The organism is Nonomuraea sp. 3-1Str (genome assembly GCF_031570565.1).
In the GTDB taxonomy this organism is placed as follows: Bacteria; Actinomycetota; Actinomycetes; order Streptosporangiales; family Streptosporangiaceae; genus Nonomuraea.
Window position 1 is genome coordinate 1 of sequence record NZ_JALHBK010000003.1, and the last position, 18,762, is coordinate 18,762.

The 18,762-nt window shown below is 71.2% G+C and carries 17 protein-coding genes and 1 pseudogene; 6 read left to right on the plus strand and 12 right to left on the minus strand.

Annotated elements, in window-relative coordinates; translation table 11 throughout:
• Nucleotides 1-209, plus strand: a pseudogene (locus tag MTP10_RS06855) (hypothetical protein); the annotation flags it as partial.
• 9 nt (nucleotides 210-218) lie between these two features.
• Here MTP10_RS06855 and MTP10_RS06860 read toward each other — a convergent pair.
• Both MTP10_RS06860 and MTP10_RS06865 read right to left on the minus strand, forming a co-directional pair.
• The gene (locus MTP10_RS06860; protein ID WP_310708169.1) at nucleotides 219-1,556 is read right to left on the minus strand and encodes a hypothetical protein; all 1,338 of its coding nucleotides are present in this window, start codon (nucleotides 1,554-1,556) and stop codon (nucleotides 219-221) included.
• Nucleotides 1,557-1,693: 137 nt separating this feature from the next.
• Nucleotides 1,694-3,124, minus strand: coding sequence for an LVIVD repeat-containing protein (locus tag MTP10_RS06865; RefSeq protein ID WP_397334428.1), 1,431 nt, complete (start codon nucleotides 3,122-3,124; stop codon nucleotides 1,694-1,696).
• Between the two features lie 142 nt (nucleotides 3,125-3,266).
• Between MTP10_RS06865 and MTP10_RS06870 the strand changes: the two genes are divergently transcribed.
• Nucleotides 3,267-3,899 (plus strand): DUF305 domain-containing protein, encoded by a 633-nt coding sequence (locus MTP10_RS06870; RefSeq protein ID WP_310708171.1) that lies wholly within the window; start codon nucleotides 3,267-3,269, stop codon nucleotides 3,897-3,899.
• Between the two features lie 34 nt (nucleotides 3,900-3,933).
• Here the strand turns inward: MTP10_RS06870 and MTP10_RS06875 are convergent, their stop codons facing one another.
• Together MTP10_RS06875 and ahcY are read right to left on the minus strand one after the other, a co-directional pair.
• Nucleotides 3,934-5,169, minus strand: a complete 1,236-nt coding sequence (locus MTP10_RS06875) for an adenosylhomocysteinase (RefSeq protein WP_310708172.1) — start codon at nucleotides 5,167-5,169, stop codon at nucleotides 3,934-3,936.
• A 190-nt stretch (nucleotides 5,170-5,359) separates the two neighbouring features.
• Nucleotides 5,360-6,787, minus strand: coding sequence for an adenosylhomocysteinase (gene ahcY, locus MTP10_RS06880; protein ID WP_310708173.1), 1,428 nt, complete (start codon nucleotides 6,785-6,787; stop codon nucleotides 5,360-5,362).
• 100 nt (nucleotides 6,788-6,887) lie between these two features.
• Between ahcY and MTP10_RS06885 the strand changes: the two genes are divergently transcribed.
• Complete coding sequence (locus tag MTP10_RS06885) at nucleotides 6,888-7,247, plus strand: MerR family DNA-binding transcriptional regulator (protein WP_310708174.1); 360 nt, start codon at nucleotides 6,888-6,890, stop codon at nucleotides 7,245-7,247.
• The gene (locus MTP10_RS06890; RefSeq protein WP_310708175.1) at nucleotides 7,244-7,780 is read left to right on the plus strand and encodes a GerMN domain-containing protein; all 537 of its coding nucleotides are present in this window, start codon (nucleotides 7,244-7,246) and stop codon (nucleotides 7,778-7,780) included. The genes MTP10_RS06885 and MTP10_RS06890 overlap by 4 nt, the downstream gene beginning before the upstream one ends.
• A gap of 31 nt (nucleotides 7,781-7,811) precedes the next feature.
• On the opposite strand, the gene MTP10_RS06895 is transcribed toward MTP10_RS06890, so the two are convergent.
• Nucleotides 7,812-8,930, minus strand: a complete 1,119-nt coding sequence (locus tag MTP10_RS06895; protein ID WP_310708176.1) for an alpha/beta hydrolase-fold protein — start codon at nucleotides 8,928-8,930, stop codon at nucleotides 7,812-7,814.
• A gap of 77 nt (nucleotides 8,931-9,007) precedes the next feature.
• Here MTP10_RS06895 and MTP10_RS06900 point away from each other — a divergent pair, with 77 nt between their 5' ends.
• A complete protein-coding gene (locus MTP10_RS06900) occupies nucleotides 9,008-10,729 on the plus strand; it encodes a phosphatidylglycerol lysyltransferase domain-containing protein (protein WP_310708177.1) in 1,722 nt (573 codons plus the stop codon).
• A 52-nt stretch (nucleotides 10,730-10,781) separates the two neighbouring features.
• Here MTP10_RS06900 and MTP10_RS06905 read toward each other — a convergent pair whose 3' ends face one another.
• Genes MTP10_RS06905 through MTP10_RS06925 form a run of 5 tightly spaced genes read right to left on the minus strand, consistent with a single transcriptional unit; the run spans nucleotide 10,782 to nucleotide 14,813 of the window.
• The gene (locus MTP10_RS06905) at nucleotides 10,782-11,708 is read right to left on the minus strand and encodes a cation diffusion facilitator family transporter (RefSeq protein WP_310708178.1); all 927 of its coding nucleotides are present in this window, start codon (nucleotides 11,706-11,708) and stop codon (nucleotides 10,782-10,784) included.
• Between the two features lie 52 nt (nucleotides 11,709-11,760).
• A complete protein-coding gene (locus MTP10_RS06910) occupies nucleotides 11,761-12,867 on the minus strand; it encodes a bifunctional phosphoglucose/phosphomannose isomerase (protein WP_310708179.1) in 1,107 nt (368 codons plus the stop codon).
• Nucleotides 12,864-13,049 (minus strand): Trm112 family protein, encoded by a 186-nt coding sequence (locus MTP10_RS06915; protein ID WP_310708180.1) that lies wholly within the window; start codon nucleotides 13,047-13,049, stop codon nucleotides 12,864-12,866. The genes MTP10_RS06910 and MTP10_RS06915 overlap by 4 nt, the downstream gene beginning before the upstream one ends.
• Nucleotides 13,046-14,407: a phosphomannomutase/phosphoglucomutase gene (locus MTP10_RS06920; protein WP_310708181.1), complete on the minus strand. Its 1,362-nt coding sequence runs from the start codon at nucleotides 14,405-14,407 to the stop codon at nucleotides 13,046-13,048. Before MTP10_RS06920 ends, MTP10_RS06915 begins: the two co-directional genes overlap by 4 nt.
• A gap of 40 nt (nucleotides 14,408-14,447) precedes the next feature.
• Nucleotides 14,448-14,813 (minus strand): DUF3499 domain-containing protein, encoded by a 366-nt coding sequence (locus MTP10_RS06925; protein ID WP_310708182.1) that lies wholly within the window; start codon nucleotides 14,811-14,813, stop codon nucleotides 14,448-14,450.
• Between the two features lie 157 nt (nucleotides 14,814-14,970).
• Between MTP10_RS06925 and MTP10_RS06930 the strand changes: the two genes are divergently transcribed.
• Nucleotides 14,971-15,423, plus strand: a complete 453-nt coding sequence (locus MTP10_RS06930) for a metallopeptidase family protein (protein ID WP_310708183.1) — start codon at nucleotides 14,971-14,973, stop codon at nucleotides 15,421-15,423.
• Nucleotides 15,424-15,489: 66 nt separating this feature from the next.
• On the opposite strand, the gene MTP10_RS06935 is transcribed toward MTP10_RS06930, so the two are convergent.
• A complete protein-coding gene (locus MTP10_RS06935) occupies nucleotides 15,490-15,750 on the minus strand; it encodes a WhiB family transcriptional regulator (RefSeq protein ID WP_049564653.1) in 261 nt (86 codons plus the stop codon).
• A gap of 320 nt (nucleotides 15,751-16,070) precedes the next feature.
• Entirely contained in the window at nucleotides 16,071-18,677 is a 2,607-nt protein-coding gene (locus tag MTP10_RS06940) for a hypothetical protein (RefSeq protein WP_310708184.1), read from the minus strand.
• Nucleotides 18,678-18,762 lie beyond the last annotated feature (85 nt).

Genomic DNA, 18,762 nt, shown 5'->3' on the forward strand with positions numbered 1-18,762 from the left:
AGGACGCCATAGGAGTTCCCATGCTGTGCCTGGGGTTCAGCCGTGTCCTCTCCCGTTCTCCGGGCGCCCCCGCCGGGCCGCCCGCGGGTGCCCGGCCCGCGTACGGTCGGCCGGGGCCGCCGTCTCCGGGCCCGTGGGAGGCGCGGCCGCCGGTCGCGCCCGCCGAGCCGCCGCGGCCGACGCCGGGCGGGTTCGCGCCTCCCCAGTGAGCGGCGCGCCTACTGCGTCTGCGGGTTGAGCGCCTTGAGCCGCTTCCCGGCCGCGGACGCCGTGCGCGGGTCCTTGATGCGCAGCACGTCCAGGCCCTTGCGGATGTCGCTGCTGTAGATGTGGCCGTTGTAGTAGTACGCCGACCAGGAGCCGCCGAAGTCACGCGGCGAGACCGGGCCCCGGTCGAAGTAGGCGATCTCCTGGGGCTTGGCGGCGTCGGTGAAGTCGAAGACCGACACGCCGCCCTGGTACCACGCCTGGACCATGATGTCGCGGCCCTTGACCGGGATCAGCGAGCCGTTGTGGGCGACGCAGTTCTCGCCGGTGCCCTGGTGGCGCGGGATCTTGTAGTAGCCCTGCTTGACGAGCTGCCCGTTCTCGACGGTGTAGATGGCGTCCGCGCCGCGCTGCGGGCCGACGGCCTTGGTGCAGACGGCGCCGAGGCCGCCGCCGAGCTCGTCGGTGAAGACCACCTTGTCGCCCCTGGCGTTGAACGTGGCCGAGTGCCAGAAGGCGAAGTTCTCGTCGGTCACCCGCGCGGTGACCTTCGGGTGCTCCCGGTCCGAGATGTCCATCAGGACGCCGTCGCCCATGCAGGCGCCCGCGGCCAGGTTCTTCCTGGCGTACACCGTGATGTCGTGGCAGCCGCTGGTCGGCGCGAGGAGCGTCTCCTGCTGCTCGTTGCCGCCGTCGGGGAAGAGCACCGGCCTGGAGACCACCTTGGCGGCCTTCGGGCGGTCCAGCGGCACCTTGACCACCGAGATGCCGTCGTGGGGCGGCTTGCAGCCGGGGAAGTCGCTCGACGGGCCGTACGAGGACACGTACAGGTAGACCGCCTTACCCGTCTTGTCCGGCACGAGCGTGTGCGTGTGCGAGCCGCACGCGGTCCTGATGGCCTTGATGTACTTCGGACGGGACTTGTCGGAGATGTCGAAGACGCGGATGCCCTCCCAGGCGGACTTGAACGCCGCCGACGTCGGCTCCGCGTCGCACGAGTCGCCCTTGAGCGGCTCGTCCACGGACAGGAAGAGCAGGTCGCCGTGGACCGACACGTCGTTCTGCGCGGCGGGGCAGGAGACGCGGCTCACCACGGCGGGCTTGGCCGGGTTCCGGATGTCGTAGACGGTGAAGCCGTAGTAGTTGCCCTGGTAGGCGTAGTTCCCCTGGAAGGCCAGGTCCGTGCTGAAGGCGTCGGACGCGGCGAACGGGCCCTTCTTGGGGACGGTGGCCACGTGCTCGATGTTCGAGCCGGCCTTGACACCGTCGTCGCGGGCCTGGGCCGGTCCTGTCACGAGAGCCAGCACCGCTCCCGTCAGCACGAGGACGCGGCCGATTCTGGACGCCACTGAGGACCTCCTGGTCGGGGATGAAGTCAGCGGGCCCCACTATGGCAGGAAATATCATCCTTCGCGGCGTACCCGCCGGAAGACCGCGAGGGCCGGCCCGTGGAGGAGACGGGCCGGCCCAGCGCGTGGGGGGATGGTCAGTCGTGGCCCCAGCCGCCGCCGCGGTAGGACTCCTGGGTCTGGACGTTCAGCCGGTCCGTGCGGACCCGCTGGGCGCCGTCGGTGAGCGGGTCACTGATCTTGAGGACGTCGAGCCCCTGGTGGAAGTCGGCCGCGTAGATGTGGCCGTTGTAGTAGTACGCCGACCAGACGCCGCCGCCGCTGCCGTCGGCGCGCGGGCCGCGCTCGAAGTAGCCGATCTCCTTGGGCTTGGTGGAGTCGGTGAAGTCCCAGATCGAGACGCCGCCCATGTACCAGGCCTGGACCATGATGTCCTTGCCCTTGACCGGGATCAGCGAGCCGTTGTGGGCCACGCAGTTCTCGCTGTCGGCCTGGTAACGGGGGATCTTGAAGTAGCTCTTGAAGACGAGCCGGCCCCGGGTGATGTCGTAGATGGCGTCGGCGCCCCGGTTCGGGCCGGTGGCCTCGTTGCAGGTGGCCGCGCCGCCGCCGCCGAGCTCGTCGGTGAAGACGACCTTCCTGGCGTCGTTGCTGAACGTCGCCGAGTGCCAGAAGGCGAAGTTCGGGTCGCTCACCCGGGCGGTGACCTTCGGGTTCAGCCGGTCGGAGATGTCGAACAGCACGCCGTCACCCATGCAGGCGCCCGCCGCGATGTCCTTCTCGGGGTACGCGGTGATGTCGTGGCAGCCGCTGGTCGGCAGGAGCAGGCCGGGCTGGGTCTCGTTGCCGCCGTCGGGGAAGACGACCGGCGTGGCCGCGACCGCCGCCGCGGTCGGGTCGTCCAGCGGCACCTTGATGATGGAGATCTTGTCGTGCGGCGGCTGGCAGTCGGGGAAGGTCGCCGACGGGTTGTACGACGAGACGTACACGTAGACGTTGCGGTTGCGGTCACGGCCTTTGCCCGGGACGAGGGTCAGGGTGTGGGAGCCGCAGTTCGTCTCGACCGACTTGACGTACTTGGGCGCGGACTTGTCGCTGATGTCGAAGATCCGGACGCCCTCCCACGCCTCCTTGTGGTCGGCCGAGAGCCCGGTGCTGTTGCAGGAGTCGTCGCTGCGCGAGCTGTCCACGGCGGCGAAGAGCAGGTTGCCGTGGACGCTGACGTCCATCTGGCTGCCGGGGCAGACGACCGAGCTGACCGGTTTGGCCTGCTTCGGGTCGCGGACGTCGTAGATGGAGAAACCACCGTAGTTGCCGACGTACGCGTAACCGCCCTGGAACGCGATGTCGGTGTTGATGGTCCCGGCGATGGGCGCCGGCTTCGGGATGTTGAGCACGTGGGAGACGTTGGGGCTGGTCACCACGGTGTCAACCGGAGGGATGTCCGCGGCCGACGCGGGCAGCGCCATCGCGCCTAAGGCGACGGCGGCCGCCGCGGCGACGAGACTCCTTCGCAGGGTGAGCACTCGGGCTCCTCTCGGAGGATAAAGCCTATATAAAGAGAACATTCTGACTGGTGTTGTCATATGTCGCCAAGCGAGCAGTGTGTCAAGAAATTTGATGACATGAGGTGTTTACGGAGTGTGCCCGAACCGTCTACAGTGCAACGTCGCAACATCCCGCGGTCAAGCCCTGGGTCAAGGAGGTCGGGTGCGCAGCGCACTCATCGTCGGCGCCTGCGCCTTCCTGCTCGTCGCCGGCTGCACGGAGGCCCCTGCCGCCGCTCCCCCGGCTGCCACGGCCACCGAGACGGCGCCCGTCATCGCGCCCGGCCGGCCGGGCGAGGAGGCCCGCACGCTGTCGCCCAGCGAGGCCGCCACCGCCGTGCCGCCCCAGAAGGCCAACGCGGCCGACGTCCGCTACCTGCAGAACATGATCGTGCACCACCGCCAGGCGCTGGACATGAGCCTGCTGGCCGGCTCCCGGGCCGCGAGCGACGCGGTCAAGCGGCTGGCCTCCCGGATCAACGACGTCCAGGGCCCCGAGATCGCGATGATGACGGACTGGCTGAAGACGGAGGGCCAGCAGGTGCCGGACCACCACGCCGCGCACGAGGGCATGCCCGGGATGGCCACGCCCGAGCAGATGGAGTCGCTGAAGGCCGCCCGGGGCGCCGCCTTCGACCGGCTGTTCGTCCAGCTCATGACCGCCCACCACCAGGGGGCCATCACGATGTCGACGGAGGTCCTGAAGCAGGGCTCGCACCTGCGCGTCCAGGAGATCGCCGAGGACATCTCCGTCAGCCAGGCCGCCGAGATCCGCCGCATGTCCGCCCTGCGCTGACCACCGGAGACGCCGGCGGCCGGGAAAGGGTGGGTCAGGAGCCGGCGCGCCAGGAGTGGAGGTAGGACTCCTGCTCCTCCGTGAGCGCGTCGATGCCGATGCCCGTGGCCGCCAGCTTGAGCCGCGCCACCTCCTGGTCGATCGACTCCGGCACGTCGTACACCCCGGGCGCGAGCCCGGCCCGCTCCCCCGCCAGCCAGGCGACCGCCAGGGCCTGCGCGGAGAACGACATGTCCATGACCGCCGCGGGATGCCCCTCCGCGGCCGTCAGATTCACCAGACGGCCCTCCGCCAGCAGCAGCAGCCTCCTGCCGTCCGGCAGGACGTACTCGTCGGTGTTGGGCCGTACGCCGCGGTGCACCTCGACGGCCAGCTCGTCCAGCGCCCGCACGTCGATCTCCACGTCGAAGTGCCCGGCGTTGGCCAGGATGGCGCCGTCCTTCATGACGGCCAGGTGCTCGCCCCGGATCACGTCGCGGTTGCCCGTGACCGTGATGAACAGGTCGCCCGTCCGCGCCGCCTCCGCCATCGGCCGCACCTCGTAGCCCTGCAGGGTCGCGTCGAGCGCCTTGACCGCGTCGATCTCGGTCACCACGACCCGCGCGCCGAACCCCTTGGCCCGCTCCGCGACGCCCCGCCCGCAGAACCCGAACCCCGCCACCACCACCGTCCGCCCCGCCAGCATGGTGTTGGTGGCCCGCATGATGCCGTCGAGCGTGGACTGCCCGGTGCCGTAGCGGTTGTCGAACATCCGCTTCGTCCGCGTGTCGTTCACCGCCACGACCGGGAAGCGCAGCGCGTCCTCCGAGGCCATCTGCCGCAGCCGGATGATCCCCGTGGTCGTCTCCTCGCACCCGCCACTCACCCCGCCGAGCAGGTCGGTGCGCTCGGTGTGCAGCGTGTTGACCAGGTCGCAGCCGTCGTCGAGCACCAGGTCGGGCGCGATGTCGAGGGCCTGGTGGATGTGCCCGTAGTAGGTGGCCCGGTCCACGCCGGCCCGCGCGTGGACCGCGATCCCGTAGCCGCGCAGCGCCTCGGCCACGTCGTCCTGCGTGGACAGCGGGTTGGAGGCGGCCAGCGCGATCTCGGCGCCGCCCGCCTTGAGCGCGCCCAGCAGGACCGCGGTCTCGGCCGTCACGTGCAGGCACGCCGCGATCCTCAACCCGTCAAGCGGCCGTTCGAGCGCGAACCGCTCACCGATCGCGGTCAACACCGGCATCGAACGAGCGGCCCAGGAGATCTGCCGCTCGCCGCTTTCACTGACGTCCATGGGATGCCTTCAACCGAAGAACACGGCCGGGAACGCGCTCGTCACGGCGAGTGCGCCGTGAGCCTTCACGACCGGCCATGACAGACGGAAGCGACGTCGGCGAGTGCGGGTGACCTGGCCTGCCGTAAAAGATCATGAAACGGATCGGCTCCGAAGGGGGAGAAACCCTCCGGAGCCCCACACGGAAGGATCAGTACCGGTAGTGGTCGGACTTGTACGGGCCCTCGACGTGGACGCCGATGTAGGCGGCCTGCTCCTTGGTCAGCTCGGTCAGCTTGACGCCCAGGGCGTCGAGGTGGAGCCGGGCGACCTTCTCGTCCAGGTGCTTGGGCAGCGTGTACACGCCGATCGGGTACTCGTCCGTCTTGGTGAACAGCTCGATCTGCGCGATCACCTGGTTGGTGAACGAGTTGGACATCACGAAGCTCGGGTGGCCGGTGGCGCAGCCGAGGTTCATCAGGCGGCCCTCGGCGAGCACGATGATCGAGTGCCCGTCGGCGAAGACCCACTCGTCGACCTGCGGCTTGATGTTGTTCTTGACGATGCCGGGCAGCTTGGCCAGGCCCGCCATGTCGATCTCGTTGTCGAAGTGCCCGATGTTGGACACGATCGCCTGGTGCTTCATCTTCGCCATGTGCTCGGCGGTGATGATGTTGAAGTTGCCCGTGGCGCTGACGAAGATGTCGGCGATCCCGACGACCTCGTCCAGCGTGGTGACCTGGAAGCCGTCCATGGCCGCCTGCAGGGCGCAGATCGGGTCGATCTCGGTGACGATGACACGGGCGCCCTGGCCGCGCAGCGCGTCGGCACAGCCCTTGCCGACGTCGCCGTAGCCGCAGACCACGGCCACCTTGCCGCCGATCAGCACGTCGGTGGCCCGGTTGAGGCCGTCGATGACGGAGTGGCGGCAGCCGTACTTGTTGTCGAACTTCGACTTGGTGACCGAGTCGTTGACGTTGATCGCCGGGAACAGCAGCTGGCCGTTCTTGTGCATCTCGTACAGGCGGTGGACGCCCGTGGTGGTCTCCTCGGTGACGCCCATGATGCTCTCGGCGATCCGGGTCCACCGCTTCTCCTCGCCGACCGTGCGGGTCAGCAGGTCGACGATGACGTGCCACTCCTCCGGGTCTTCGGCGGTGGCGGCGGGCACGGCGCCGGCCTTCTCGTACTCGGCGCCCTTGTGGACGAGCAGGGTGGCGTCGCCGCCGTCGTCGAGGATCATGTTGGGGGCGTCACCGCCGGGCCAGGTCAGGGCCTGCTCGGTGCACCACCAGTACTCCTCCAGCGTCTCGCCCTTCCAGGCGAAGACCGGCACGCCCTTGGGCTCGTCGACCGTGCCCTCGGGGCCGACGACGACCGCGGCGGCGGCGTGGTCCTGGGTGGAGAAGATGTTGCAGCTCACCCAGCGCACCTCGGCGCCGAGCGCGACGAGGGTCTCGATGAGGACCGCCGTCTGGATGGTCATGTGCAGGGAGCCCATGATCTTCGCACCGCGGAGGGGCTGCGCGGCCGCGTATTCCTTACGGATCGCCATGAGCCCGGGCATCTCGTGCTCGGCGAGCCTGATCTCCTTGCGGCCGAAGTCGGCAAGTGAAAGGTCGGCGACCTTGAAGTCCATCTGTTACCCCTCGCGTCGGGACGGTGTCGCCGACGAGTTTAGGCGCCCCGCGGGAGAGGTCGCATCCCGGCGCCCCCGAAATTGACGTAAGAATGTAAGGATGCGTATCACGGAGGCCGCGCGGCGGCTCGGCATGTCCCCGCGGATGCTGCGGTACCGGGAGGCGCTCGGCCTCCTGCCCCCGGTCCGCGAGCAGGGCGCCCACCGGCGCTTCGGGCCGGAGGAGCTCGCGGCCGTGGCCCAGGGCGTGGAGCTGGAGAAACAGTTCGACGTCTCCCCCGCCGAGCTGGCGTTCGCGCTGCGCGTGCTCAGCGAGCCGACGGTCGCCGCGGCCGTGCGCGACCTCGGGGTGCGGATCGGGCGCATCCCGGTGCCACGGCGGGCGCTCGACTTCGAGAAGGAGAAGGCGCTGCGGCTGCTTCGAACCAGCGCCCCCGTCCATACGTCAAAGAAATCATGAAAGAGCTCTTGATGGCCTCCGTGCTCGCGCTCTCCCCGGCGCAGGCCGCCTCCCCGGCGGCGCACGCGCCGGACTTCGCGGCCCAGGCCGCCCAGGCCGGCGCGGCCGGTGAGCCCCGCGAGGTCAAGGTGTACTTCTCCAAGGGACACGGCATCCCGGGCAAGGTGGTGGCCGTGACGCGCAAGGCCCCGGACCAGGGGGTGGCCAGGTTCGCCGTCCGGCAGCTGATCACCGGCCCCACCAAGGCCGAGCGCGGGCGCGGCCTGCACTCGGAGCTCACGGGCAAGCTGCGCGGCCGCTCCGACTGCGGCAGCGACTTCGCCATCAAGATCAAGAACGGCACGGCGACGCTGCGCTTCTGCCGCACCGTCGTGGGCGACGGCATCGGCAGCGACGCCCGGGCCCTGCGCACGATCGACAAGACGCTCAAGCAGTTCAGCGGCGTGCGCAAGGTGGTCACCCTCGACAAGAAGGGCCGCTGCCTGTTCGACCAGAGCGAGAGCGGCAGGTCCTGCCTGACGGCCCACGAGTAGGACATCCCGTGCGGTGGCACCCCCGGGCGGGTCACCCGGGGGTGGCGGTCGCAGCCGGAGCCGCGCCGCCGGGGGCGTGGAGCTGCTGAGCCAGCCACGGCAGGGCCTGCGGCAGCTCCCTGTTCCAGGTGTTGAAGTTGTGACCGCCGCTGGGCAGGATCAGTGAGGACGCCTGCATGGGCGGCTTGACCGCGGCCAGGAAGGCGCGCGTGGAGCGGTAGTCGCTCTCCCCCTTCCTGCTGCTGGTGACGAGCACGCTGACCGCGGGCGCGGGCAGCGTCGCCAGCCGCCACATCAGGTCGTTGTCGTGCTCGACCGCCTGCTGCCCGCCGAACAGGTCGCCCGTGGTGCCGTCGATGATCGTCTCGTAGTAGCCCGACAGCGACACCGCCGCCGAGAACGCCTGTGGATGCGTCATGGCGAGCTTGAGCGCGCAGTCCCCGCCGGTCGAGCCGCCGATGATCCCCCAGGACTCCGCGCCCGGCGCCACCCGGTACGCGGTCGTCATGTCCCGCCGCACGTCGTCGGCGAAGTACTTCTGGACCTGCGGCCCGCCCGGGACGTCGACGCACTCGGTGTCGCGCGGCAGCACCACACTCGGCCGCATCATCACCAGGACCGCCGGGGGGACCTGGTGGCGGCTGATGGCGGTCGCGAGCCGTCCGGGCAGGTCCAGCCTGGTCATCAGGTTGCGCGGGTCACCCGGGTAGCCGGTCAGCGCGAGGATCGCGGGAAAACGCCGCCGCTGGTCCCTGAGGTAGGCGGCAGGCAGGAACACGTACGCCTGCTCGCTGAGGTGCGTGGTGGGGCCGGGCATGATGACCTGCTCGATCCGCCCGCCGCGCACCGCGTGGCTGTCCAGCACCTGGAGGCCCTGCCCGGCGATCGTGATGGCCGCCGTGCCGGGGTCGGTGCCGAGCAGGTCGTCCCACGAGCCGTAGAAGCCGAAGTAGTTGTTGACGAGCAGTCCGAGCGCCGCCAGGGTCAGGAGCTGGTCGCCCGCCAGCACCCCGGTCCGCGCCAGCACCGCGGTCCAGCGCCGTCCGCCCGGTCGTCCGGCCAGGCGCGGCCACATCCACACCGTGGCCGTCAACGCGCCGATCGCCAGCACGGCGGCCATGAGCTGGAGGGGCAGCGAGGTGAGTCCCATCCTCCAGATGATTACCCGCCACGCTGTAAGACCGTGGTTAACGCGCGGATTACCACGACGGGCGTTGAATCCGAAGGGTGAAGCAGATCTCGCGCTCCTGGGTGCCCGCTGTCGCGGGCTACGCGGCCCTGATGGTCGGGCTCCTCGACATCGTCAAGGCCGTGGCCCCGCGCCTCGGCCGCAGCGGGGTGACCGCGTGGTCGGAGGCGCTGCCCGGGATCGTGACGACGGTCGCCCGGGCGACCTCCCTGGTGGTGGGCATCCTGCTCATCATGCTCGCGCACGCCCTGCGCCGCAGGAAGGCGCGCGCCTGGCGGGCGGTCGTGGCGCTGCTTCCGGTCAGCGCGATCCTGTCCCTCGTTCATCTCCGCCACCCCGTCACAGCGCTCACGAGCCTGCTCTTCCTCGTGGCGCTGCTCGCGAACCGCCGCGAGTTCTACGCGCTGTCCGATCCGCGCAGCCGGTGGCGGGCGCTGTGGAATCTGCTCGGGTTCGGCGCCCTCGACCTCGTCCTCGGCTATGTGATCGTCGGCCTGCGTCCCCACGCCATCGCGGGGGACCCCGGCGTCCTCGACCGACTCGAACACGTGGTCCTCGGCCTGGTCGGCATCGAGGGCCCCGTGACCTTCACCGCGCCGCGCGTGGGTGACCTGGTCTACTTCTCGCTGCTCGCGCTCGGCACCGTGACCGCCGTCACCACGGCCTACCTGGCCCTGCGCCCCGAACGTCCGGTCTCCGAGCTGACGGAGCAGGACGAGAACCGCCTGCGCGAGCTGCTCGACAGGCACGGCGCCCGCGACTCGCTCGGCTATTTCGCGCTCCGCCGCGACAAGAGCGTGATCTTCTCCCCCTCCGGCAAGGCGGCGATCGCCTACCGGGTGGTCGCCGGTGTCATGCTGGCCAGCGGCGACCCCATCGGCGACCGGGAGGCGTGGCCGGCGGCGATCAGGGTGTTCATGGCCGAGGCGAAGCGGCACGCCTGGGTGCCGGCCGTGATCGGCTGCGGCGAGACGGGCGGCGAGGTGTGGACTCGCCAGGCCGGGTTGTCGGCGCTGGAGATCGGGGACGAGGCGGTGGTCGAGGTCGCCGACTTCACCTTGGAGGGACGGGCGATGCGTAACGTCCGCCAGATGGCCAACCGGACGGAACGGGCGGGTTACACCTGCATGGTGCGCAGAGTCGGCGAACTCACGGAGGACGAGAAGGAACGGATCAGGGCGGCCTCCGCCTCCTGGCGCGGCACGGAGACCGAGCGCGGCTTCTCGATGGCGCTCGGCCGCTTCGGCGACCCCGTAGACGGTCGCTGCGTGGTGGTCACCGCGCACAAGGACGGCGAGATCAGGGCCGTGCTGCACTTCGTGCCGTGGGGGCCGCGCGGCATCTCGCTCGACCTGATGCGCCGCGACCGCGACGCCGATCCCGGCCTCAACGAGCTGCTGATCGTCAAGACCCTGCAGGCGGCGCCCGCGATGGGCATCGCGCAGGTCTCGCTCAACTTCGCGATGTTCCGGGCGGCCCTGGCCCGCGGTGAGCGGCTCGGCGCCGGGCCGGTGCTGCGAGCCTGGCGCGGCCTGCTGCTCTTCCTGTCGCACTGGTTCCAGATCGAGTCGCTCTACCGATTCAACGCGAAGTTCCGCCCGATCTGGGAGCCGCGTTTCCTCGTCTACCCGAACGCCCGCGACCTACCGCGCATCGGCGCGTCAGCGCTGCAGGCCGAGGCGTTCATCACCCTCGGCCGGCCCCGCCTCAGGCGCGCGAGCGCGCGCCTGATCGGCAACAGGGCGGCGCCGCTCACCTGAGCTCCGGCGCCCGAGCCGGCAGGGCCGGACTCCGGTGCCGAGTTGCAGGAGTTCAGGCCGTGGTGGTGCGGGAACGGTCGAGGTCCGGTTCCAGGTAGATGACCCGGGCGATCGGCACGGCCGCGCGGATGCGCCGCTCGGCCTCGTCGATGCCCCTGGCCACCTCCGACGCCGTGTCGTTGTGGGCCACCGCGATCTTGGCGGCCACCAGCAGTTCCTCCGGCCCGAGGTGCAGTGTCCGCATGTGGATCACCCGCTCGACCTCGTCCGCGGCTTCCAGCGCCTCGCAGATCTGGCGCTCCATCTCAGGGGTGGCGCTCTCGCCCAGCAGCAGCGACTTCGTCTCGATCGCCAGGATGATCGCGATCACCGCGAGCAGCAGCCCGATCATGATCGTGCCGATGGCGTCCCAGACCGGATTGCCCGTGATGACCGCCATCGCCACGCCGAACAGCGCGAACAGCAGGCCGAGCAGCGCGCCGAGGTCCTCCAGGAGGATGACCGGCAGCTCGGGCGACTTGGACCGGCGGATGAAGGTGAACCACGGCTGCTTCCCGCGCTGCGGGTTGGCCTCCTTGACGGCCGTGCGGAAGGAGAAGCCCTCCGCCACGATCGCGAAGATCAGCACGGCGAACGCCCAGATGGGCGACTCCACCCCCTCGTCGGAGGAGAGCTTGTGGATGCCCTCGTAGAGCGAGAACACCGCGCCGATCGTGAACAGCACCACCGCCACCACGAAGGCGTAGAAGTAGCGCTCGCGGCCGTAGCCGAACGGGTGCTCCCTGGTCTGCCCGCGCTGGGCCCGCTTGCCGCCGATCAGCAGCAGCAACTGGTTGCCCGAGTCGGCGACCGAGTGGATGCCCTCGGCCAGCATCGACGACGAGCCTGTGAAGAACGCGGCCACGAACTTGGACACGGCGATGGCCAGGTTGGCCGCCAAGGCCGCGATGATTGCCTTCGTACCGCCGCTCGCGCTCACCGGTCTGCTCCGCTCATAAAGATCATGTACTCATTGCCCTGGGGAGGGGTTCTTACTCCGCAATCCTGGCCTTCAGCTCCGTGATGGCCGACACCGGGGTGGGGTCGATGCCGTACCCGAGAGCGAGATAAACACTCGCGTAGTCGGCGAGCCCGATGAGCGAGGCCATCCGCACCAGCGGATGCTCCCCCTCGGCGGCGAGCTCGCTGACCGGCACGCCGCGCTCGTGGGCGAGCCGCGCCGACGCGTCGCGGCGGCGCGTCACCTGGGGATGCTCCTCGGTGTCGCGCACCAGCACCAGGCGCAGACCGTGGCCGGGGTCGTCGGCGAACACGTCGCGCTGGGCCAGCGGCCCGTCGAGGGCGACGACCTGGTTGTGGTTGGCCTCCGGCAGCTCGCCGAAGACCGCCGGGTACTTCGCGTTCTCGTTGAGCTGGCAGGCCAGCCGGTAGGCGGCGACGGCCGACAGCGGCGAGGTGCCCCAGATCATCGGCACGGTCTCGGCCAGCTCCATGGCCAGCGTCTTGCCCGGGTTGATGAACGACTCGCTGGAGGGCCGGCACCGGTGGGAGATGGCCTCCAGCTCCTTGGCCACCTCCTCGAACAGCTCCGCCTCGGCCTGGACCAGGCCGAGCGCGGCGGCGGCCACGATCAGCGGGACGGTCAGCAGCCAGACGTTCGCCCGGGGCTGCCCGGTGGCGGGGACCGCCACGAACGGCGCCGACGCCTGCCTGGCGACCGCCTCCAGCGGCGAGTCCGCGCCGCCCACCGCGAGCAGCTGGCAGCCGCGCCGCACGGCCTCCGTGGCCACGGACAGCGTCTCCTCGGTACGGCCCGAGCAGGAGACGGCGATGACCAGGTCGGCCGCGCCGACCCAGCCGGGAAGCTGGTAGGAGCGCACGGTGACGATCGGCAGCGGGACGCCCCGGCCGCAGACCGCGGCGAGGATGTCGCCCGCGATGGCCGAGCCGCCCATCCCCGCGATCACGACGGCGCGGGGCCGGGCCTGGCCGGCGAGGCCCGGCAGGCCCGCCTCGACGGCGACGCGGTAGCCGGTGCGCACCTGGGCCGCCGACGCGGCGACCGCGAGCAGCATGCCGCCCGGGTCGGCCTCGGTGAGGTGGTGCTGGTCGTCGAGCCGCTCGGGCTCCCAGATCACGGCTTCCTGGCCTCGTCGACGAGCAACACCGGGATGTCGTCGCGGACGGGGTAGACGAGCCCGCAGCCGGTGCAGGCGAGCTCCCCGCCCTCACCGCCGGCCTCGCCCTCGACCCGCAGGGATGACTTGCACGCCGGACAGGCCAGGATCTCCAGCAGCCAGTCGTCGATCTTCACTCTCACACCCTTCTCACGATGGCGAGCACCTCGTCGGTGACCGCCTTCATCATGGTCTCGTCGGCCGCCTCGGCGTTGAGCCTGAGCAGCGGCTCGGTGTTGGACGCGCGCAGGTTGAACCACCAGCCGGAGCCGGTGACGGTCAGCCCGTCGAGCTCGTCGAACTCACCCCTGCCCGTGAATTCCTCGCGCACCCGGCGCAGCGCGGCGGCCTGGTCGCCGACCGTGCTGTTGATCTCGCCGGAGGCGTGGTAGCGGGAGTAGGACTCGACCACCTCGGACAGCGGCCGGTCCTGCTCGCCGAGCGCGGCGAGCACGTGCAGCGCGGCCAGCATGCCGGAGTCGGCGTACCAGAAGTCGCGGAAGTAGTAGTGGGCGGAGTGCTCGCCGCCGAAGACCGCGCCGGTGCGGGCCATCTCGGCCTTGATGAACGAGTGGCCCACGCGGGTGCGCACCGGCCGCCCGCCGTGCTCACGGACGATCTCGGGGACGCCGAGCGAGGTGATGAGGTTGTGGATGACCACGGAGCCGGGGTGCTTGGCCAGCTCCCGCGTGGCGACCAGCGCGGTCACCGCCGACGGGGAGACGGACTCGCCGCGCTCGTCGACGACCCAGCAGCGGTCGGCGTCGCCGTCGAAGGCCAGACCGAGGTCGGCGCCGCTGTCGACGACCGCGCGCTGCAGGTCGACCAGGTTGGCGGGCTCCAGCGGGTTGGCCTCGTGGTTGGGGAAGGAGCCGTCGAGCTCGAAGTAGAGCGGCACCGCCTCGATCGGCAGGCCGTCGAGGACGGCGGGCACCGTGTGGCCGCCCATGCCGTTGCCCGCGTCGACGGCCACCTTGAGCGGCCGGATGCCGGACAGGTCGACGAGGGTGCGCAGGTGGCCGGCGTAGCCCTGGAGGAGATCCTTCTCGATGAGCGACCCGCTCGCCCCGCCGCCGGCGAGCGCGCCGCCGGGCCGGGCGAGCAGGTCGGCGGCCCGGTCGCGGATCTCGGTCAGGCCGGTGTCGCCGCCGATCGGCACCGCGCCCGCGCGGCACATCTTCATGCCGTTGTAGCGGGCCGGGTTGTGGCTGGCGGTGAACATCACGCCGGGCAGGCCGAGGCTGCCGCTGGCGTAGTAGAGCAGGTCGGTGGACCCGAGGCCCGCGTAGACCACGTCGACGCCGCGCGATCGCGCGCCCCGCACGAACGCCATGCTCAGCGGCACGGAGGAGTCGCGCATGTCATGGGCGACCACGGCCGACCCCGCCCCGGTCACCTCCGCGAACGCCGCTCCCACGGCCTCCGCCGCCGGCTCGTCCAGCTCGTCGGGCACCACTCCGCGTACGTCGTAAGCCTTGAAGATCTTGGCGAGGTCGCCCACTCTCCAGCTCCGCCCCTAGGTCTGCTACGTCTGGACGAGCCTACCGGTCACGGTGCTGCTGGGCGGAACGAAGAACGCGCAGATGCCCGCGGCGGCCGACCTCGACGCCCTGTCCGACCGGCTCGCCACCGGCGGGCGTGGGCCGGGCGGCCTCACGGACGGCGTTGGCCAGCGCCTCAAGGTCGTCGGAGCTCGGCGAGGCGCCGTCCGTCGGCAGGCGCACCACCTCCCAGCCGCGGGGAGCGGTCAGCCGCTCGGCGTGTTCGGCGCACAGGTCGTAACAGTGTGGCTCCGCGTACGTCGCCAGAGGGCCGAGAACAGCGGTCGAGTCGGCGTATACGTACGTGAGCGTGAAGACGGCAGGCTGGCTGCAGGCGGTGCGGGAACAGCGGCGGACGGGGCTCACGGAGGGACCGTATCCGGTAAGGGGGCGGGGCGCCACTATCTGAGCGCTCTTAAAGAGCGTGTCGCCACAATTCGGACAGCTGTCGCAGCCTTTCCACCCACATGCACCGATGCCTGCCATCCTCTGCCCCCGCGCCGTGTCCCCTTAGACTTGCCGTGTGACACATGAGCCGGGCCCGAGGCGGCGCGAACGGCGGAGGGATCGGCACGGTCGCGGTCTGCGCGGACCGCTGGCGCCGTCCCACGTGCCCATCGCCCGCTCGCGCAGCGAGCGGTTCGACGACCTGGTGCTCGACGCGGTGGACCGGCTGCGCCCGCAGTGGGGCAAGCAGTTGTCGGCGGTGGAGTTCGCGGTGGAGGACGTGCCGCCGCTCAGCGAGCTGGGCGACGGTCCGGCGATGGGCGCCGAGCCGGTCCCGTTCGGCCGGGCCGAGCCGGCCAAGGGCGCCGACCCCGCGGCGATCGTGCTCTACCGGCGCCCCCTGGAGGCGCGCGCCCGCGACCGCGACACGCTCGGGGCGCTCGTCCACGACACGGTCGTGGAGCAGGTGGCCACGCTGCTCGGCCTGTCGCCGGAGACGGTCGACCCGGGCTACGACGACCGGCGCTGAGCGGGGAGAAGACGGGCATGAGAAAGGGTCACGCGGTGTTCCGCGTGACCCTTTCGACAGATATCCCTAAACGGCCTGGCGCTTGATCCTTCTGCGCTCCCGCTCGGACAGCCCACCCCAGATGCCGAATCGCTCGTCATGCTCAAGTGCATATTCCAGGCACTCTGCACGTACTTCACACGACCGGCAGACCTTCTTGGCCTCTCGGGTGGAGCCGCCTTTCTCCGGGAAGAACGCCTCAGGATCAGTCTGCGCGCACAGGGCGCGCTCCTGCCATCCGAGTTCTTCAGCGTCAAGCTGATCCTGTGCGATGACCAGATCGGTCACTGCACACCTCCCTGCCGCCCGCCCGCAATGGAGCCCCCCATGAACGCCTCCCTATTACCCACCCACGGAGAGGCGTAACAACATGGTGGTAATTACACGCGTGTGCTGTGCGTGACGTCAAGCGGCATGCCGGTATCCGGGGAAAGGCCAGCTCTCGCCCCGGTGTGCATGGCATGTGATGTTCGTACCTGACCTATCACCACGGGTTCCATGGCGTTGGCCTGGCGTGTTCAACGCTGTCAGCGGTCGGAACCGTACCAGGGCGGTATAGAGCCCCGCCCGTGGCCCACCTACTCTCTGGCCTTTGCTTTGCCGCTTTCTTACCTGCGTGGCTCGTTGGGCGTGTAGATCGCCGTGGGGTCGATCGGGTCGTCGCCGTCGCGCGGCTGGTCGGCGCCGCCCGGCGCGTAGTGCTGGTGCTGGTCGAGCCGCACCGTCGACTCCGGGCTCGCCTGCTCCCAGCCCTGCGCCGGGGGCTGCTGCTGGTAGGGCTGCGGCTCGTAGTGCGACGGCTGGGGCTCGTAGCCCTGCGGGGCGGGCTGCCCGTACCCCTGCTGCGGGCCGGCGTGGTGCGCGCCGGTCTGCTGCTGGGGCTGTTGCGGCTGCTGGGAGTGGCCGAACAGGTCGTCGTACGGCTGCCGGGGCTGCTGCCCTGAGTGCTGACCCGGGTGCTGGCCGGTCGGCCGGCCCGGCTGCTGGCCCGTGTGCTGATAGGTCTCGGCCTGCTGGTAGGCGTCGAGGAGCTGCTGGGAGCGCGGGTCCACGGGCGGGTCGGGCTCCTGGTAGGCGGGCTGGGCCGCGTACTCGTGGCCGGAGTAGCCGGTGAACGGCTGGCCGCCCTGCTGCTCGTACGCCGGGCGCTGCTCCTGGCCCGCCGGGGGGTACGGCACGCTCGGGGAGGTCTCGCCGGCGGCGTAGACGGGGTCGACGGGGGCGTTGAAGGCGTTCGGCTGCTGGACCGGGGCCTGCGGCTGAGCCTGGGACTGGGCCTGGGGCTGGTACGCGGCGCCGGTGTCGTGGGCCGGAGGGTACGGGGCGGCGGGCTGGACGCCGCTCGGGGGCTGCGCGCCGTAGGACCCGTACGGGGTGCCGGCCTGGGGGTCCGTGGCGTAGGGGTTCGCCGGGGAGTCGGGGGCCGGGGCGTAGACGTCGGGCTGCGAGTGGGCGGGGGTGTAGCCGCCGGGCCGGGAGTCGGCCGGCGGGTAGCCGCCCGGCTGGGAGTCCGCGGGGGCGTAGCCGCCGGGCTGGGAGTCGGCCGGCGGGTACGGGGCGAGCGGGGTGTCCAGGGTCGGGTACGTGCCGGGGCCGGAGTCGGCCGTGGAGTAGACGTCCGGCGAGGAGTCCAGGGACGAGTAGGGACTCGACTGGCCGTAGGCGCCGGGGTGGCTGTCGGCCGGGACGTACGGGGCCGGCTGGTACTCCGACGGCTGCTGGTGACCGCCGGGCGCGGTGTCGGCCGGGGTGTACGAGGACGGGGCCTGCCCCGGCTGGCCGTAGGCCTGCTGGCCGGACTGCGGGGGGAACGCCTGGGTGGGGCTGGTCTGGCCGAAGCCCTCCTGCTCGGCCGCCTGGCCGTAGGGCGCCTGCTGCCCGCTCTGGCCCACCTGCCCGTAGAGGGGCTGGTCCTGGCCGTACGCCGGCTGCTGGTCCTGGCCGTACGCGGGCTGCGGGTCGGGCTGGCCGAACGGGGCCTGCTGCCCGTGCCGGCTTCCGAACGCGGCGGGCTGCTCCGGCTGACCGTAGAGGGGCAGCTGCTCCGTCTGGTTGGCGAAGGGAGCCTGGTGGTCCGGCTGAGCGCCGTAGGAGGGCTGCTGGTCCGGCCGGCTCCCGAACGGCGACTGCTGGTCCGCCTGACCCGGGAACGGAGGCTGCTGGTCGGAGGGGCCGTAGCCCGGCCGGCCGTGCGGCGGCTGCTGGGCGTCACCCTGGCCGTAGGGGCCGCCCGGCTGGGCGTACGGCTGCTGCTGGTCGCCATGCGCGTACGCGGGCTGCTGGTCCTGGCCAGCCTGACCGTAGGCGGGCTGCTGGTCGCTCTGGCCGTAGGCGGGCTGCTGGTCCGGCTGGGAGAAGCGCTCGTCCTGCTGGGGGTAGCCCGGGTCCGGCTGTGAGAAGCCCGGGTCGGGCTGGGGGAAGCCCGGCTCGGGGTGGCCGTGCGGCGGGGTGTCCTGGCCGGCGTCCGAACGGCTGTCGCCCGGCGCGGCGGGGAGCGCGGCCCGCGGCTGCGGAGCGTGCTGCTGCGGGCCCCCCGGCTGCTGGTAGGGGTCCTGCGGGCCGTAGGGAGCGCCGTCGCCGGGACCGCCGAAGTCCTGCTGCTGCCCGTAGCCGGGCTGGTGCCCGTAGTCGGGCTGCCGGCCGTACGGGCCGGGCCCCTGACCGGGCCGGCCCTGGTGGTCGTACCCGGGGCCGAACGCGTCCGAGCCGCTGCCGTGCGCGGCGTTGCCGTACGACTGCGGCGCGAAGCCGGGCCGCCCACCCTGGCCGCCCGAGGTCGCGGCCAGCGCCTGCGGGAGCAGGTAGACCAGCGCGATGGCCGTCAGGCCGAGCAGCGGCAGGCCGGAGAGCAGGAACTCCACCGTCGAGCGGGGCCCATTGCCCGAGAGCAGGCCCAGCAGCAGCGCCAGCGCGCCGAACAGCGTCGCGAGGCCGAGCGCGCCCGCCGCGCCGAGCGTGACGAACCGGGCCTTGGGCGACGGCGGCCCGAACCGGGTGACCAGCAGCACGGAGCCGATGAGCAGGGCCGCGGTGACGGGGCTGGTGAGGCTGGAGAAGTGCATGAAGGCGCGGTCCATCAGGGACGAGCCGCCGCCGTACGCCGTCGTCGTGCCGATCAGCAGCCTGCCGATGGACAGCAGGACGTTGATCGCGCCCGCGGCCAGCATCAGCCAGGCGGCCGGCTCTCTCAGCCGAGCTGCGTCAAGTTTGCTCACAACTACTCCCATCGGACCCTTTAGCCCGAAGGGAGTTTGCCACATGACCGCCATGGATGACGGGAGTCCCGGCAACCACTTATCC

What these genes read in the sequence shown, in the direction of transcription:
- MTP10_RS06890 (WP_310708175.1), top strand. Translation starts at nt 7,244, where the DNA reads ATGAAAGAGCTCTTGATGGCCTCCGTGCTCGCGCTCTCCCCGGCGCAG.
- ahcY (WP_310708173.1), bottom strand. Translation starts at nt 6,787, where the DNA reads ATGGACTTCAAGGTCGCCGACCTTTCACTTGCCGACTTCGGCCGCAAG.
- MTP10_RS06865 (WP_397334428.1), bottom strand. Translation starts at nt 3,124, where the DNA reads ATGTTCTCTTTATATAGGCTTTATCCTCCGAGAGGAGCCCGAGTGCTC.
- MTP10_RS06875 (WP_310708172.1), bottom strand. Translation starts at nt 5,169, where the DNA reads ATGGACGTCAGTGAAAGCGGCGAGCGGCAGATCTCCTGGGCCGCTCGT.
- MTP10_RS06885 (WP_310708174.1), top strand. Translation starts at nt 6,888, where the DNA reads ATGCGTATCACGGAGGCCGCGCGGCGGCTCGGCATGTCCCCGCGGATG.
- MTP10_RS06895 (WP_310708176.1), bottom strand. Translation starts at nt 8,930, where the DNA reads ATGGGACTCACCTCGCTGCCCCTCCAGCTCATGGCCGCCGTGCTGGCG.